At 42.3% G+C, this 12,418-nt stretch carries 13 protein-coding genes; all 13 read left to right on the top strand.

The window, feature by feature from the left end:
• The first annotated feature begins 13 nt into the window (after positions 1–13).
• Genes fliQ through HNR31_RS03615 form a run of 13 tightly spaced genes read left to right on the top strand, consistent with a single transcriptional unit; the run spans position 14 to position 12,112 of the window.
• The gene (gene fliQ, locus HNR31_RS03675) at positions 14–283 is read left to right on the top strand and encodes a flagellar biosynthesis protein FliQ (RefSeq protein WP_181554917.1); all 270 of its coding nucleotides are present in this window, start codon (positions 14–16) and stop codon (positions 281–283) included.
• 6 nt (positions 284–289) lie between these two features.
• Positions 290–1,063, top strand: coding sequence for a flagellar biosynthetic protein FliR (fliR, locus tag HNR31_RS03670; protein ID WP_181554916.1), 774 nt, complete (start codon positions 290–292; stop codon positions 1,061–1,063).
• The gene (gene flhB, locus HNR31_RS03665) at positions 1,064–2,146 is read left to right on the top strand and encodes a flagellar biosynthesis protein FlhB (protein WP_181554915.1); all 1,083 of its coding nucleotides are present in this window, start codon (positions 1,064–1,066) and stop codon (positions 2,144–2,146) included. It begins immediately after the preceding gene.
• A gap of 25 nt (positions 2,147–2,171) precedes the next feature.
• The gene (flhA, locus tag HNR31_RS03660) at positions 2,172–4,208 is read left to right on the top strand and encodes a flagellar biosynthesis protein FlhA (protein ID WP_181554914.1); all 2,037 of its coding nucleotides are present in this window, start codon (positions 2,172–2,174) and stop codon (positions 4,206–4,208) included.
• Complete coding sequence (gene flhF / locus HNR31_RS03655; RefSeq protein ID WP_181554913.1) at positions 4,205–5,335, top strand: flagellar biosynthesis protein FlhF; 1,131 nt, start codon at positions 4,205–4,207, stop codon at positions 5,333–5,335. Before flhA ends, flhF begins: the two co-directional genes overlap by 4 nt.
• A complete protein-coding gene (locus HNR31_RS03650; RefSeq protein WP_181554912.1) occupies positions 5,332–6,201 on the top strand; it encodes a MinD/ParA family protein in 870 nt (289 codons plus the stop codon). Before flhF ends, HNR31_RS03650 begins: the two co-directional genes overlap by 4 nt.
• A 6-nt stretch (positions 6,202–6,207) precedes the next feature.
• Positions 6,208–7,305 (top strand): protein-glutamate methylesterase/protein-glutamine glutaminase, encoded by a 1,098-nt coding sequence (locus HNR31_RS03645; RefSeq protein WP_181554911.1) that lies wholly within the window; start codon positions 6,208–6,210, stop codon positions 7,303–7,305.
• Positions 7,306–7,310: 5 nt separating this feature from the next.
• Entirely contained in the window at positions 7,311–9,359 is a 2,049-nt protein-coding gene (locus tag HNR31_RS03640; protein ID WP_181554910.1) for a chemotaxis protein CheA, read from the top strand.
• 43 nt (positions 9,360–9,402) lie between these two features.
• The gene (locus tag HNR31_RS03635) at positions 9,403–9,846 is read left to right on the top strand and encodes a chemotaxis protein CheW (RefSeq protein ID WP_181554909.1); all 444 of its coding nucleotides are present in this window, start codon (positions 9,403–9,405) and stop codon (positions 9,844–9,846) included.
• A gap of 20 nt (positions 9,847–9,866) precedes the next feature.
• Positions 9,867–10,502, top strand: a complete 636-nt coding sequence (locus tag HNR31_RS03630) for a chemotaxis protein CheC (protein WP_181554908.1) — start codon at positions 9,867–9,869, stop codon at positions 10,500–10,502.
• The gene (locus HNR31_RS03625; RefSeq protein ID WP_181554907.1) at positions 10,495–11,001 is read left to right on the top strand and encodes a chemotaxis protein CheD; all 507 of its coding nucleotides are present in this window, start codon (positions 10,495–10,497) and stop codon (positions 10,999–11,001) included. Before HNR31_RS03630 ends, HNR31_RS03625 begins: the two co-directional genes overlap by 8 nt.
• The gene (locus HNR31_RS03620) at positions 11,001–11,312 is read left to right on the top strand and encodes a hypothetical protein (protein WP_181554906.1); all 312 of its coding nucleotides are present in this window, start codon (positions 11,001–11,003) and stop codon (positions 11,310–11,312) included. The genes HNR31_RS03625 and HNR31_RS03620 overlap by 1 nt, the downstream gene beginning before the upstream one ends.
• A gap of 38 nt (positions 11,313–11,350) precedes the next feature.
• Positions 11,351–12,112 carry a FliA/WhiG family RNA polymerase sigma factor gene (locus tag HNR31_RS03615; protein WP_181554905.1) on the top strand — a complete coding sequence of 254 codons (762 nt, stop codon included), beginning with the start codon at positions 11,351–11,353 and terminating at the stop codon, positions 12,110–12,112.
• Positions 12,113–12,418 lie beyond the last annotated feature (306 nt).

Here is a 12,418-nt window from a genome sequence, read left to right as displayed (position 1 = left end):
GTAGGTGACATACGTGAGTGCTGATTTTGTGATTCATATGGCGGAACGCGGCGTATATACGACTTTAATCGTTTGTGGTCCGCTGCTGTTACTAGCCCTTGCCGTAGGGTTGATTATTAGCATTTTTCAAGCGACGACGCAAATTCAAGAGCAAACGCTCGCGTTTGTGCCGAAAATTGTCGCTGTTTTACTTGGTCTCGTTTTTTTTGGACCGTGGATGCTTTCTAGAATGGTTTCGTACGCGTATGATATTTTTAATAATTTAACGAGATTTATAGGCTGATGAAAGATGGAACAGCTGTTTTCAAATTTCCCAGCGTTTTTATTAGTATTTGCTCGAGTGGCTTCCTTTTTTGCCACATTGCCGCTATTTTCGTACCGAACGATTCCCGCTGCTCATAAAATCGGATTATCGTTCTTTATCAGTTGGATTATGTTTTTTACGATTCCAAAAGAACAAATTGCTCTTGATGAGACGTATGTACTACTTGTAATTAAAGAGGTGCTTGTCGGCCTTTGCATTGGATTGTTTGCGTACATGATTGTTTCAGCGATTCAAATCGTCGGTGGACTCATCGATTTTCAGATGGGATTTGCGATTGCGAACGTCATCGACCCGCAAACAGGTGCCCAAAGTCCGTTAATGGGACAGTATTTTTATACCTTTGCTTTATTGTTATTGTTGGCGGTGAACGGGCATCACGTGCTATTAGATGGAGTATTTTATAGTTACCGATTCATCCCGCTTCATCGTTGGGCTTTGTTTGATCAAGGACATGCCATTGAGTATGTCATTAAAGCATTTAGTCAAATGTTTGTGATCGCCTTCCAAATGTCGGTACCGATTGTTGGTTGCTTATTTTTAGTCGATGTAGCTTTAGGAATTGTTGCAAGAACAGTACCGCAATTAAATATTTTTGTCGTGGGATTGCCGGTGAAAATTGTTGTTACCTTTATCTTGTTAATGGTGACGATGACAACCATGTTTGTCGCTGTCCAGCATTTGTTTGAAACGATGTTTGTATCGATGCGGGAGTTTATGAGTTTGCTAGGGGGCAAATAAATGAATAGATTGCGCCTGGATTTGCAGTTTTTTGCCGGAGAAAAGACAGAGAAAGCGACGCCGCGAAAACGCCAAGAAGTGCGCGAAAAAGGACAAGTCGCCAAAAGTGCCGATGTCAATACCGCTGTTGTGTTGCTTGTTGTCTTTATCGTTCTACTATTTTCTGGTCATTTGTACAAAGATGTATTTTTACGTCTATTGCGTCAGTCGTTGGAACAATATATGTTTACCGACATAACCATCGATTCCGTTCATGCGGTGTTTATCCGCATCCTCAAAGACATCGCAGGAACGATTGCACCGATTTTTTGCGCAGCCATCGCCGGGGCATTTTTTGCTAACTTTTTACAAGTGGGCTTCTTGTTTACGACAGAACCGCTGCAAATAAAGTTAAGCAAACTCGATCCAATTCAAGGATTCAAACGAATTGTGTCGTTGCGATCCATCGTAGAATTATTAAAGTCGATTTTGAAAATAACGGTTATTGGAGTCGTCACCTTTTCTGTTTTATGGTTTGAGCTTGATCATATTTTATCGTTAACAACGCAATCGCTTGATACGACATTAAGCTCGTTAGCTAGTTTAGCGGTGAAAATGGGGCTTTATGCTTCCGCTGCTTTATTGTTCCTTGCTTTTTTCGATTATTTATATCAACGTTTTGATTTTGAAAAAAATATCCGCATGTCCAAGCAAGACATTAAAGATGAGTATAAGAAAACAGAAGGCGATCCCCTAATCAAATCAAAAATTAAGCAAAAACAACGGGAAATGGCGATGAAGCGAATGATGCAAGAAGTGCCGAAAGCGGATGTCGTCATCACCAACCCTACGCACTATGCGATCGCACTGAAGTACGAAGACGGAAAGATGGACGCGCCGGTTGTAGTGGCAAAAGGTGTTGACTATATAGCGTTAAAGATTAAACAACTAGCAAAAGAGCATGATGTCGTCACCGTGGAAAATCGTCCGCTTGCTCAAGCGCTCTATCATCAGACAGAGATTGGCGATATGATACCAGAGCAATTTTTCAAGGCGGTTGCTGAAATTTTAGCGTACGTATATCGTCTAAAACGAAAAGTTTAGTAGAACATTCAAGGAGAGAAATTTCATGCCAGCAAGAGATTTATCGGTATTATTGATGGTTGTATTAATTGTAGCGATGCTGATTATTCCGCTGCCGTCGTGGCTGCTTAGCGTTCTCATTATTATCAATATTTCTCTTGCGCTTTTAGTTCTCCTTACTTCCATGAATATGCGTGAACCGTTACAATTTTCGATTTTTCCTTCTTTATTGCTGTTGCTGACGTTGTTTCGCTTAGGGCTTAACGTGTCAACCACGCGCTCAATTTTAAGTAAAGGGGAAGCTGGCGGTGTCGTCGAAACATTTGGCACATTCGTAGTTGGTGGAAACGTCGTTGTCGGCTTCGTTGTTTTCTTAATTTTAATTATCATTCAATTTGTCGTCATTACGAAAGGGGCAGAGCGCGTATCGGAAGTAGCGGCACGTTTTACATTAGATGCGATGCCGGGAAAACAAATGAGCATTGATGCTGATTTGAACGCAGGGATGATTTCAGAGCAACAAGCGCGTGAACGCCGCGAAAAAGTGGCGCAGGAAGCCGATTTTTATGGAGCAATGGACGGTGCAAGCAAATTCGTAAAAGGAGACGCTATTGCCGGCATTATCATCGTTGTGATTAATATGCTGTTTGGAATGGTCGTTGGGGTTGTTCAGCAAGGGCTTGATGTCGCTGAAGCGGCGCAACGGTATACGTTATTGACCGTTGGGGACGGCATTGTCAGCCAAATTCCGGCGTTGCTTATTTCAACTGCGACTGGTATTGTTGTGACCCGCGCAGCATCAGATAGCAACCTTGGTGCTGATATTATGAGGCAGCTTTTTGCGTTTCCAAAAATGCTTTATGTGACAGCAGGCACTATTTTTCTATTAGGATTGTTGACGCCGATTAATGATGTATTAACGATTCCGATTGCTGGATTGCTTGCGCTTGGGGGATATCATTTCTCTGCTAAGCCGATGAAAGAAGAAGAGATGTCTGTAGAAGAGCAAGAAGAAGCAGAGATGGATCAAATGAAAAGTCCGGAAAGTGTTGTCAACCTATTAAGTGTTGATCCGATTGAGTTTGAATTTGGATACGCGCTGATTCCACTTGCTGATGCGAATCAAGGCGGTGATTTGCTCGATCGCATTGTTATGATTCGCCGGCAATTAGCATTAGAGCTAGGCTTAGTGATCCCCGTTGTTCGAATTCGCGACAATATTCAGCTGCAGCCAAACGAATATCGTCTCAAAATTAAAGGGGACGAAGTGGCACGAGGAGAACTGCTGCTTGACCATTATTTGGCGATGAGTCCCGGCGTAGAAGATGATTCGATCGAGGGAATTGATACTGTTGAACCGGCGTTTGGGCTGCCGGCAAAATGGATTTCGGAGGACATGAAGGAACAAGCAGAAATGTTGGGCTATACCGTTGTCGATCCGCCATCGGTTGTCTCGACGCATATTACGGAAGTACTGAAGGCGCATGCCCATGAGCTGTTAGGACGACAAGAAACAAAACAATTAGTTGACCATCTGAAAGAGTCGTATCCGATATTAGTCGAAGAAGTCACACCAACCCCGCTTTCGATTGGTGACGTTCAAAAGGTGCTAGCCAAATTATTAAAAGAAAAAGTATCCATTCGCAATTTGCCGGTCATTTTCGAGACATTAGCCGATTTTGCCCGAATGACGAGCGATACCGATGTATTGACAGAATATGTACGCCAAGCATTAGCGCGACAAATCACAAGTCAATATGTTGTAGCGGGGGAACCGTTACGAGTCATTACGTTGTCTGGAAAAGTGGAAAAAGCGATTGCGGAGGGAGTTCATCAGACAGAACACGGAAATTACTTATCATTAGATCCGGCTGTATCACAAGCAATTATAGAAGCGGTGGCATCTCAGCTTGAACAACATTCGCTTCAAAATCAGACGCCGATTTTACTTTGTTCGCCTGCTGTTCGGATGTATGTTCGCCAATTAACGGAGAGATATTTTCCGAATGTTCCTGTATTATCCTATAACGAACTAGAGGCAAACGTTGAAGTTCAAAGCGTTGGGATGGTGGATATTGAATGAAAGTGAAAAAGTTTGTTGCGCCTTCCATGCCGGAAGCCATGAAAATGATTCGTGCCGAATTAGGAAGTGACGCGGTCATTTTAAATTCGAAAGTCGTCCATAAAGGCGGTTTTTTCGGGCTGTTTACAAAGAAAAATATTGAAGTCATTGCAGCTGTTGACCCAAAACCAGCACGTTCGGCGGTGGCGGAGAAAAGGGATGCCTCTCGCTCGTTCACCTCTTTGGTAGAGGAAAAAAAGCCGCTGGAAGATGCGGCATTGTTGCATGAGTTACATGAATTAAAGACAATGATCAAGCAGCTGTCTACCAATGTGACAACCGAGTTTGCCCAATATCCTCAACCGCTAAATGAACTAAACGACTTGCTTGTGGAGCAAGAAGTTTCAAGCGATCTGCGTCAAGACATTATGGCACATCTGTTAGAGCGCTGGTATTTGCACCATGCCAATGCTACTAAAGAGCAATTGTTCATGTGGGCAAAGGAAGTAGTAGGAAAACAGTTAGAAGGACTTGCTTTTGGCGGAATTTCGTTTAATAAGAAATACGTAAATGTCGTCGGACCGACGGGAGTAGGCAAAACGACAACATTGGCGAAAATGGCGGCTGAATGTGTCTTAAAGCATCGAAAAAAAGTCGCATTTATGACAACGGATACGTATCGGATTGCCGCGATTGATCAATTAAAAACATATGCCAAAATTTTAGATGTGCCACTGGAAGTTTGTTATAATATGGAAGATTTTCGGGAGGCTAAGAAAAAGCTAGAACACTATGACATTGTCTTTATCGATACAGCCGGACGAAATTTTCGTAACCCACAATATGTGAACGATCTACAGAAAATCATTGATTTTAATGAAGAAATGGAAACGTTCCTTGTCCTCGCTTTAACGGCAAAATGGATCGATATGAAAGCGATATACGAACAGTTTGCTGCTATTCACATCGATCGATTCATTTTCACGAAATTGGATGAAACAAGCCATTATGGGGCGATGCTTCGATTAATGGTCGATTCGAAAATTGGTGCGGCGTATTTGACGAATGGTCAAAATGTTCCTGATGACATTATTGAGGCATCCCCAGAAATGGTGGCGAATATATTGTTTGGGGTCGAGCGAAGATGAGAGATCAAGCAGAAAGTTTACGGTTGCGATTAAGTCAGATGAATCAAAAAAAAGAAACAAAAGCCATTGCGGTCATGAGCGGAAAAGGCGGTGTCGGGAAATCGAATTTTTCCTTAAATTTTTCTCTTAGTCTATCCAAACAAGGCTTTAACGTATTGTTGTTTGACATGGATATCGGTATGGCAAATATTGATATTTTACTAGGTCAACCGTCCCATACAACGATAATCGATTTGTTTCATCAGCACCTTTCGATTCACGATCTTATCAAAAAAGGACCAGAAAACCTATCATTTATCGCTGGTGGAACAGGATTAACGAAAATTTTTACGATGGATGAGGAAAAAGTCCATTATTTTCTAAACGAATTGCAATCCGTTTCCGCACAATATGACTACTTTATTTTTGATATGGGGGCTGGTATTTCCGAAGACCGGCTGCAATTGCTAAGATCTGTCCATGAAATTTTTGTGATTACGACACCAGAGCCAACAGCTATTACCGACGCTTATGCCGCAATGAAATATATTCATATGCTAGACAAAAACATTCCTTTTTATTTAGTTGTTAACCGAGCACTCACTGATCAAGAAGGTCGGGAAACGCTGCAAAGGTTAACCAATGCTATGAAACATTTTCTTGGAAAAGAGGTAACAAAACTCGGTGTTTTGCCGGAAGACCGCGCTGTACTAAGGGCGGTAACGAAACAAACTCCATTTGTACTTTTTGATCCGACAACAAAAGTAAGCCGTGCGATGTTCCGGCTTACAGACCGATATTTAGCGAACCGGACGGCGGATGAAGAATTGCTCTCTCGTTCATCCAACTTTTTTACTAGAATTAGGAAATTATTGTTAGAAAGGTAGGGACTCATGAAAACCATTCATGTATTAGTTGTTGATGACTCTGCCTTTATGCGAAAAGTTATTACCGATTTTTTATCTGAACACCCGCAAATCAAGGTGATTGGAACGGCACGAAACGGCAAAGATGCTCTCGAAAAAATTTCGTCTCTGAGGCCAGATGTTGTCACATTAGATGTCGAGATGCCGGTGATGAACGGATTAGAGGCGTTAAAACAAATCATGCACGAGCATCCGCTTCCGGTGGTGATGTTGTCGAGCACGACGAAAGAGGGAGCGGAAAACACAATTTTAGCGATGCAGTACGGAGCGATTGATTTTGTCACGAAGCCGTCCGGAACGATTTCGCTTGATTTGCACAAGGTAAAAGAAGAACTCATTCATAAAGTTATTTTGGCCAGCCGCGCGAACTTGCGCACGATGGAAAAGCAGGCGCGCATAGAAACAACAACTAGTCCGCTTCTTCAGTCATATAGTAAAATAGAACTAAAGCCGTCGCGACCGATTTCTTCAACTGCACGTCAGAAAAAAATTGTTTGTATCGGTACATCGACGGGGGGACCGCGTGCCCTGCAACAAGTGTTAACACAACTGCCAAAACATATAGCCGCTCCCATCGTTATTGTTCAACATATGCCAAAGGGATTTACGAAATCGTTAGCGCAGCGCCTCGATTCCCTCTCTCGCATTCATGTAAAAGAGGCAGAAGATGGGGAAGTATTACAAAATGGCACGGCTTACATTGCGCCAGGGGGATTCCATTTGCTAGTCGCTCGCTCCGGAGAGGCGCTTGTAGCCCGGGTGGAACAATCGCTACCGCGAAATGGGCATCGTCCATCTGTCGATGTGTTATTCGAATCGGTCAGCGATCTATCAGACTATGAAAAAATTGCGGTCATTATGACAGGAATGGGATCCGATGGAACAGCGGGGTTAAGGAAGCTAAAAGAAAGCGGAAATACAAAGGCGATTGCGGAATCAGAGGAAACAGCGGTCGTATTCGGAATGCCAAAAGCGGCGATTGCCGCGAATATCGTTGATCACGTTACTCCTTTAGAAAAAATCGCAGAAACGATGATGAAATATGTAGACGGGCAAGGGGTGTAGAAGCCATGGATATGAGCCAATATTTAGAAGTGTTTGTTGATGAAAGCAAAGAGCATTTGCAGACGATTAATGAGCAACTGTTGGAGTTGGAGAAAAGTCCTGACGATATTTCAATCGTCAATGAAATTTTCCGCTCGGCGCATACGTTAAAAGGCATGTCAGCAACGATGGGGTTTGAAGATTTGGCTAACTTAACCCATAAAATGGAAAATGTATTAGACGGTATTCGTAACCATAAAATTACCGTTACTCCGGAAATATTGGACGTCGTCTTTCGTGCCGTTGATGATTTGGAGGCAATGGTGAACTCCATTGCTGAAGGTGGGGACGGCAAACGAGATGTAGAAGAGGTTGTCGAACAATTAAAACGTATTGAACAAGGGGAATCGCCAGTTGCGACGAAAACTGAGCGAACAACGCATTCTTCTAATGCAACGCTGACACAAACGTATGGAGAGTTTGAGTACAATGTGTTGCAACAATCAAAAGAGCAAGGATTTTTTACCTACGAGATTCGCGTCAAATTGCGTGCGGATTGCTTGTTGAAAGCAGCGCGTGTGTTTATGGTATTTGAAACATTGAATCAAGTAGGAGAGGTCATTAAATCAAATCCGCCTGCGGAGCTATTAGAAGAAGAACAGTTCGACCAAGAGTTTATTGTCACGGTCGTTTCAAAAGAATCAGAAGACGAGCTGTATCGACGAGTTATGAAAGTTTCCGAGCTTGAAGAAGTCACTGTGACCCGATTTGATATAGATGAACTAAAAGGAACGAACGAACACGACATATCAGAGTCGGAAGTTCATCAACAAAAAATGGAAGTAGCCGCGACATTGCAAAAGGAAGAAAAAAAGGGAAAAAAACATGAACAAGAAACAAGCACAACGCACAAACAAACGACGGCAGTGAATAAAACGATTCGCGTGAATATTGAACGGCTCGATATTTTAATGAACTTATTTGAGGAACTCGTCATCGACAGAGGACGGTTAGAACAAATTTCTCGTGAATTAAATAACCCAGAACTTCATGAGACAGTAGAACGAATGTCGCGCATCTCAAGCGATCTGCAAAACATTATTTTAAATATGCGAATGGTGCCGGTTGAAACAGTCTTTAATCGCTTTCCGAGAATGGTGCGACAATTGGCGCGTGACTTGGGTAAAAAAATCCATTTAGAAATCATCGGAGCAGAAACAGAATTAGACCGCACTGTCATTGATGAAATTGGTGATCCGCTCGTTCACTTGCTTCGCAACGCGATAGACCATGGCATCGAAACGCCGGATGTGCGCCGTGCCAAAGGCAAACCTGAAGAAGGAACGGTAAAGTTAAAGGCATATCACAGCGGTAACCATGTATTTATCGAAATCGAAGACGACGGTGCTGGCATTAACCGTGAAAAAGTACTGCAAAAAGCGATCAATAAAGGAATTATCTCGAAACAAAATGCAGCAAATCTAACGGATAAACAAGTATATGAGCTTATTTTTGCTTCTGGCTTTTCTACTGCTGATAAAATTTCTGATATTTCCGGGCGCGGGGTCGGGCTGGATGTTGTGAAAAGTACGATTGAGTCGCTCGGCGGTTCAGTAACGATTGATTCTCAAGAAGGAGTCGGCTCAATCTTTTCCATTCAATTGCCGTTAACGTTGTCGATCATTTCGGTCATGCTTGTCGAAATTCAAGATGAAAAATATGCGATTCCACTATCTTCGATTATTGAAACGGCTATGATTAAAAAAGAGGATATTTTACATGCCCATAATCAAAAAGTGATCGATTTCCGTGGAAAAGTTGTCCCTCTTTTATTCTTAAGAGATATTTTTGAAGTGCCTGTTTCCAAAGAAGAAAGCGATACGTTATCTGTTGTTATCGTTCGCAAAGGAGAAAAAATGGCAGGTCTTGTTGTTGACTCATTTATCGGTCAGCAAGAAGTCGTATTAAAATCATTAGGAAACTACTTAACATCTGTGTTCGCCATTTCTGGCGCAACCATTTTAGGAGACGGACAAGTAGCGCTAATCATTGATTGTAATGCGTTAATCAAATAAAACGACAAAACGACGACCTTGTTTCCGAAAGGAGAAAACGAAAATGATGGAAGTTCAAGAGGCAGAGTTAAAAGTCATCGTGTTTCAATTAAAAGATGAGGAGTATGCCATTCCTGTTCAACAAGTTCGTTCCATCGAAAAAGTGCAACACATTACCCGCGTTCCGCGCACTCCTCATTTTGTAAAAGGGGTTATTAATTTACGGGGAGTAGTGACGCCTATTATCGACTTACGAGAGCGGTTCGGAATCGAGGCAGCGCCTTTTTCTGAACAGACACGCATCATTATTGTTGCTGTCGACGAAGTGGAAGTCGGTTTTATTGTCGATGCGGCTAATGATGTATTAGACATTCCAGCACATAGCATTGAGCCTACTCCTGAAGTAATTGAAGCGGTAGAAGTTGACTATATTCACGGTGTGGCAAAGATTGACAAAAGACTCCTCATTTTGCTTGATTTAGAAAAAGTATTAGAAAAACACTCGTAACAAATTAGGCGGGGATACAAATGCCGTACTTAAGTGGCTTGAATGATGATCATATAGATATCTTAAAAGAAATCGGAAACATCGGGGCGGGAAATGCGGCGACAGCCCTTTCCCAATTACTAAACAAAAAAATCGAAATGACGGTTCCAAATGTGCAAATTGTTTCCTTCGATGAAGTGATGGAACTAGTCGGCGGGGCCGAGCATGTTGTAGCTTCTGTTTTTCTACGTATTGAAGGGGACGCTCCGGGCAATATGTTTTTCGTTCTGTCTTTGCCTCAAGCGGAGCATTTTATCCAACAAATGACGGGAGACGCACAATTTTCATTTACAGGCCAGCAATCAGAATTAGGGGTATCTGCATTCCAAGAGTTAGGAAATATATTAGCCGGATCGTACCTTTCCGCGCTGGCGGACTTTACTCATTTGAAACTATATCCGTCTGTACCTGCGCTAACGGTTGATATGATTGGGGCTATTTTACAATATGGGCTGATTGAGTTGTCGCGTGTTGGCGATTATGCCATTGTCATTGATACGGCTCTACATGAAGAACAACAACCACAAGATAGCGTTAACGGGCACTTCTTTTTACTCCCTGATCCAGATTCGTTCGCACCTATTTTTCGTGCGTTAGGTGTGGAACTTCATGAATGAAATTGTTCAGGTTGTCAAAGTCGGCATTGCTGATATGAATGTTGTCAAAGCCCCAAATGTCATTCGAACATCTGGATTAGGGTCATGTGTCGGAGTGGTGATTTTTGATCATATGAAAGAAGTGGCTGGGTTAGCGCATGTCATGTTACCTGATTCATCGTTAGCGCGTGCGGAAAACATCAATGTAGCTAAGTATGCTGACACAGCGATAGAGGCGTTGATTCATCTTGTTGTTCAAGCAGGCGGAAGAAAAGGAGTCTTAAAGGCAAAAATGGCTGGGGGAGCGCAAATGTTCCAGTTTCAGTCTACCTCTGCGAATACGGATATGATGAGAATTGGACCGAGAAATGTAGAAGCAGTCAAACAACAATTGCAACGCTTTCATATTCCGATTATCGCAGAAGATGTTGGGGGAAACAGCGGACGAACGATCGAATTTAATCCAAAAACAGGGCTGTTGTTGATTCGTACAGTCAGCCAAGGGGTAAAGGAAATATAATGGCAAGTTGGTGGAATTTATTATTGGGATTATTCGGATTGCTCATCGTCTTCCTCCTTTCTTTTTCCGCGAATAATGTAATGACAACAGTGATCCGAAGCATTACGGCGTTTATTATCTTCTTTTTCAGCGGATATGTTTTTCGGTGGATGATTGCTTACATTCGAAAGGATCAAACAGAGCCTCCCCTTATGTTAAATGAAGAAGAATTACAATCATTGACGAAAGAGCTGACGGAAGACGAAGCGAAAAAAATAGCCGACTATATTCGCCATATCACGAATCATCCTAATGATGGCAAAAATCAGTAAAACGATCGGTCGGTTTCTAGCGAACGAGGAGGGGTACAATGACCAACATCTCAGCGAGCGAAGAACAGAAACATTGGAACAATTGGATATATCATCGCGATCCGCAAGCTGGCGATGAACTTGTACAAAAATATATGCCACTCGTTCATTATCATGTTCAACGAATGATTGCGTCTTTACCGAAAAATATCAATCATCAAGAGTTAATCAGTTTTGGTTTAATGGGTCTTTACGACGCGCTCGAAAAATTTGACCCTTCTCGCGATTTAAAATTCGATACCTACGCTTCGTTTCGTATTCGCGGTGCCATTTTGGACGGATTAAGAAAAGAAGATTGGCTTCCGCGCAGCACAAGAGAAAAGGCCAAAAAAATTGAAGCAACGATTGAAAAGCTAGAGCAACGATATATGCGAACCGTTACAGCCAAAGAAGTGGCGGATGAATTAGGAATGACCGAAGAAGAAGTATATAGCGTAGTGAATGAAGGATTTTTTGCCAACGTTTTATCGCTTCACGATCGACCAAACGAAAATGAAGAGGAAGACAGTTCGTTAGCGATTCGTGATGAACAAGCGCTCTCCCCTGAGGAAATAGTGTTAAAACAAGAACTATATGAAAAGCTGGCTGAAGTGATTCAACAATTAAGCGAAAAAGAGCAGCTCGTCATTAGCTTATTTTATAAAGAGGAGCTCACCTTAACAGAGATTGGACAAATCATGGGGCTTTCGACGTCAAGAATTTCACAAATTCACTCAAAGGCTATTTTTAAGCTGCGAAAAATTCTTGAACAAGCTTTTTAGTTTCTTGGCACTCCCACAGCTACAACAGCAAGGTTCTTGGGTGATTCGACCGATGGGCATTTTTCCATCGGATATGGCTCAAGTTCAGGGGAGGTATCCCCTCTCACGGCAGCGCATATAGTTCCGTAGACATGCGCTCTATGATCAAGCATGTCTGATATTCGGTTTAGTGTTTTGATATTTTGTTCTTAATGGCTTCGTAGGTTTTACGTTCAACAAGAGTTTGGCTGAGCTATTTCTTACCTATGCAGTTTTTAAAGAAGAACGAAACATCAGTTCTTGTTTTATCATATAGTATATGTCGGA

Origin of the sequence: Thermaerobacillus caldiproteolyticus (assembly GCF_013761245.1) — a bacterium.
GTDB lineage: Bacteria > Bacillota > Bacilli > Bacillales > Anoxybacillaceae > Thermaerobacillus > Thermaerobacillus caldiproteolyticus.
This window is presented reverse-complemented; position numbering and strand designations above follow the sequence as displayed.

Coding starts and splice junctions, on each gene's coding strand:
- fliR (WP_181554916.1), top strand. CDS start 290: ATGGAACAGCTGTTTTCAAATTTCCCAGCGTTTTTATTAGTATTTGCT.
- flhB (WP_181554915.1), top strand. CDS start 1,064: ATGAATAGATTGCGCCTGGATTTGCAGTTTTTTGCCGGAGAAAAGACA.
- flhA (WP_181554914.1), top strand. CDS start 2,172: ATGCCAGCAAGAGATTTATCGGTATTATTGATGGTTGTATTAATTGTA.
- flhF (WP_181554913.1), top strand. CDS start 4,205: ATGAAAGTGAAAAAGTTTGTTGCGCCTTCCATGCCGGAAGCCATGAAA.
- HNR31_RS03650 (WP_181554912.1), top strand. CDS start 5,332: ATGAGAGATCAAGCAGAAAGTTTACGGTTGCGATTAAGTCAGATGAAT.
- HNR31_RS03645 (WP_181554911.1), top strand. CDS start 6,208: ATGAAAACCATTCATGTATTAGTTGTTGATGACTCTGCCTTTATGCGA.
- HNR31_RS03640 (WP_181554910.1), top strand. CDS start 7,311: ATGGATATGAGCCAATATTTAGAAGTGTTTGTTGATGAAAGCAAAGAG.
- HNR31_RS03635 (WP_181554909.1), top strand. CDS start 9,403: ATGATGGAAGTTCAAGAGGCAGAGTTAAAAGTCATCGTGTTTCAATTA.
- HNR31_RS03630 (WP_181554908.1), top strand. CDS start 9,867: ATGCCGTACTTAAGTGGCTTGAATGATGATCATATAGATATCTTAAAA.
- HNR31_RS03625 (WP_181554907.1), top strand. CDS start 10,495: ATGAATGAAATTGTTCAGGTTGTCAAAGTCGGCATTGCTGATATGAAT.
- HNR31_RS03620 (WP_181554906.1), top strand. CDS start 11,001: ATGGCAAGTTGGTGGAATTTATTATTGGGATTATTCGGATTGCTCATC.
- HNR31_RS03615 (WP_181554905.1), top strand. CDS start 11,351: ATGACCAACATCTCAGCGAGCGAAGAACAGAAACATTGGAACAATTGG.